The sequence below is a fragment of the Streptomyces alkaliphilus genome (genome assembly GCF_014141535.1).
GTDB lineage: Bacteria > Actinomycetota > Actinomycetes > Streptomycetales > Streptomycetaceae > Streptomyces > Streptomyces alkaliphilus.
The window spans coordinates 1-3,213 of sequence record NZ_VKHT01000608.1 but is presented as its reverse complement, the minus strand read 5'-3'; the positions used below and the strand labels follow the sequence as shown (position 1 = coordinate 3,213).

At 73.0% G+C, this 3,213-nt stretch carries 3 protein-coding genes; 2 read left to right on the top strand and 1 reads right to left on the bottom strand.

The features are described 5' to 3' along the window. A partial coding sequence (locus FNQ90_RS17380) for a TetR/AcrR family transcriptional regulator (RefSeq protein WP_182607224.1) occupies positions 1-580 on the bottom strand: 580 nt, incomplete at its 3' end. A 205-nt stretch (positions 581-785) separates the two neighbouring features. Between FNQ90_RS17380 and FNQ90_RS17375 the strand changes: the two genes are divergently transcribed. Then, positions 786-1,916, top strand: coding sequence for a hypothetical protein (locus tag FNQ90_RS17375; protein ID WP_323380026.1), 1,131 nt, complete (start codon positions 786-788; stop codon positions 1,914-1,916). 174 nt (positions 1,917-2,090) lie between these two features. Next, positions 2,091-3,125: a DUF1259 domain-containing protein gene (locus FNQ90_RS17370; protein ID WP_182607223.1), complete on the top strand. Its 1,035-nt coding sequence runs from the start codon at positions 2,091-2,093 to the stop codon at positions 3,123-3,125. Positions 3,126-3,213 lie beyond the last annotated feature (88 nt).

Sequence of the window (3,213 nt, the reverse complement as noted above, 5' to 3'; positions counted from 1 at the left end):
CCCCCAGGGCGGGCAGGATCATGGTGTCGGTGCACCGCACGAGGAACTCCGCGTCGGCCTCCCGCTCCTCCAGCAGCGGACGTCCGGTGATGGCGCTCATCAACATGTAGGTGATCTCCTCGGCGGAGGGGCCGTCGGGGGCGATCTCGCCCCGTTCACCGCCGCGGTCGAGAATGGTCCGCAGGACCTCGATCTCCGGAAGGAGGATCACCTCCCGGAACGTCGCCCGCAGTTCGGTCCCCCGGTGGAGTTCGAGGGCCAGCGCCCGGAGGAGTTCGGCGTTCTCCACCACGTGGTCACCGGCCCGGCGCATCAGTTCCCGCAGATCGCCGGCGACCGAGCCGGTGTCGATGGCCTCACCGTTTCCCGGTGTGCTGCCGGCCCGGCGCAGGGCGACCAGGACCAGCCTCGCCTTGCTCTCCCACTGCCGGTAGAGGGTGGCCTTGCTGGAGCGGGTTCGGGAGGCGACGAGGTCCATCGTCAGCGCCTCGTAACCGTGTTCGCGCAACAGGTCCAGCACCGCGCGCAGGATCTCCCCCTCACGCTCCGCCGACAGCCGGGATCGCGCCCGAGCGGTCATCGTCCCCCCAATCGAACGCACAACCCTTCGATGCGCGGAAAGGTAGCCCGGGCTCATCGAAACCGCAAAGTTTCGATGAGGCCCCGGGGTGGAGGGGGCGGGAACCGGCCCGGGGGACCGCCCCCGGAACAGCCCATCGAGGGGCCCGCGTTATGATCGCGCGCCGCGCGGAGCGGCCTGTGGACCACGAAGAACGGAACCCCTGGTGCTCACCATCATCCTGCTGATCCTCGCGATACCCACGGTGGCCGCACTCCTGTGGCTCGGCGGGGTGTTCGTCCGGGAGTACGTCCGCGAGCTGCGGTCGGGAGACGCCCCCGAAGCCGGGGACGGGGCGACGGAGGAGGCTCCCGGCCCCTCACGGCGGGCCGGCGACCTCGGCCTGCTGCCCCCCGAACTCCAGGACACCCGCACCGCCTTCCCCCTGCCCGAGGAGGTCACCGACGCCCTGCGGGCGGCCCGGGGCGGGGTGTGGAAGCCGGCCGCGACCCTCCTGGGGGCCATCGGCACCGACTGGGAGGCCCGGTCGTACGTGTCGTTCCTGCTGGGCGAGATCGCGGCGGTGGACGACGGCTGGTTGCGGGACTGGGAGGCGGAGCTGCCGGGATGTGCGGACGCGGCCGTGGTCAGGGCGCGCGCCACGGTCATCCTGGCCTGGAAGCTGCGCGGTTCCCGCCGGGCGGCCCACACATCCGCGGAGGAGTTCGAGGACTTCCACCTGGTGCTGAACCGCTCCCGGGCCGACATCGCCCGCGCCGCCGAGCTCAACCCCGCCGACCCCACCCCCCACATCACCGAGATCTGGACCGCGCTGGGGCTCGGCTACGACCACGAGCGGATGGAGCGGCTCTGGGCCGAGATCACCGCCCGCGCCCCGCACCACTACGAGGCCCACTTCTCCGCTCTCCAGTACTGGTGCGCCAAGTGGCGCGGTTCCCACCAGAAGGCGATGGAGTTCGCCGGCCGCGCAGCCGCCTCGGCACCCCTCGGCAGCCTGCTGACGGCGATGCCGCTGATCGCACACTACGAGCGGGCCCTCCACGAGGGCGACACCTCGGTGGAGCCGGATCGCACGCCGGAGATGATCGCCCGGGTGGACGCGGCGCTGATGGACGTGGCGGCTGCCGACCCGGATCACCTCAGGATCGCCGAGGTGCGGCACCTGCTGGCCTACTACCTCACCTGGCAGGACCGCCAGGAGGCGGCGGTGGAACAGTTCCGCCTGGTCGACGGGTACGTCGGTGCCCTGCCGTGGCGCTACGAGGGCGACCACGCGGCCGAGGAGTTCTGCCGGGTACGGGACCTGGCCGTGGAGGCCGCCGCCGAACACGTGTGACCCGCCCCGCCGGGGCGGGAACCCCGGAGTGCCCGGCGGGAGCGGGGGTCGGGGCATGCCTGCGGTCCCGGCCGGGCCCCTCCGCGCCCGCGCGAGGGCCGAGCCGTCCGGTGTCGTCCGAACGGCTCGGCGGGGTGATCGGGCCGGCGGGTCCGCGCGTGGTGGGATGGTGCTATGAGCGGAGAGCGACAGAGTCATGACGGAACGCGCGCGCGACGGCGGTTTCTGACCGCGGCGGTGCTGGCGCCGGTCGCGGTGGGGCTGGGCGGCTGCGCCGCCCCGACGGGGGCCGCCCCCCACCGAGCCGAGGGCCTGAACGGTCCGCCGGGCGGGGGGCACGGGCACGGCGGTGAGCTGCTCGAGCCGGTGCCGGCCGACGGGGCGGACTGGAGTGCCGTGGCCGACGCGATGGGCCGGCCGGGGGAGGTGAAGCGGGGCGCGCTCTATTACACGGGCTTCCCCCGCGACGACCTGACCGTGGTCTCCGAGGGCATCACGATCTCCCCGGCCCTCGCTCTGGGCTCCCACACCGCCATGATCCGCTACGCCGATGACAGCACCCTCCTGATGGGCGACCTGGTGGTCCTCGAGGAGGAGTTCCAGGCGGTGAGCGACGCCCTGCACTCCCACGGGCTGATGCAGACCGCCATCCACAAGCACCTGTTCGCACACAGCCCCGAGGTGTGGTGGACCCATGTCCACGGCCACGGATCGGACCCGGTGGCGCTGGCCCGGGGGGTGCGGGCGGCCCTCGATCGCACGGCCACCCCGCCGCACGACCCGTCCGCCGCGGAGGGCGGCGAGTCGCCGGACCTGGACACCGACGGCATCGACCGGGCTCTCGGCGTGCCGGGCATGGTGGTGGGCGGGATCTACAAGTCCCTCTTCGCCCGGGCGGAGGAGGTCAACGACGGCGAACGGATCCTGCCGTCCGGAGTGGGAGCCATCTCGGCCTTCAACTTCCAGCCGGTGGGCAACGGGCGGGCCGCGCTCAACGGTGACTTCGCCATGATCGCCGAGGAGGTGCCGAAGGTGCTCCCCCGGCTGCGGAGCGGTGGCATCGATCTGGTCTCCCTGCACCACCACGGTCTGACCGACAACCCGCGGCTGTTCTTCCTGCACATCTGGGCGGTGGACGACGCGGTCCGACTCGCCGAGGCGCTGCGTCCCGCGCTCGAGCTGACCCACGTGGTCCCGCTCGAGCAGTGACCCCGCCGGCCCGTGGGTCCCTCCGGGGCCGTTTGGTCCGGCACGCCCGCCCGCGGACGGACGGGCCGATGCCGGCACTGGGTGGGGC

Bases quoted from the DNA above. Each gene is read 5' to 3' on its own strand.
- FNQ90_RS17370 (WP_182607223.1), top strand. From the start codon at position 2,091: ATGAGCGGAGAGCGACAGAGTCATGACGGAACGCGCGCGCGACGGCGG.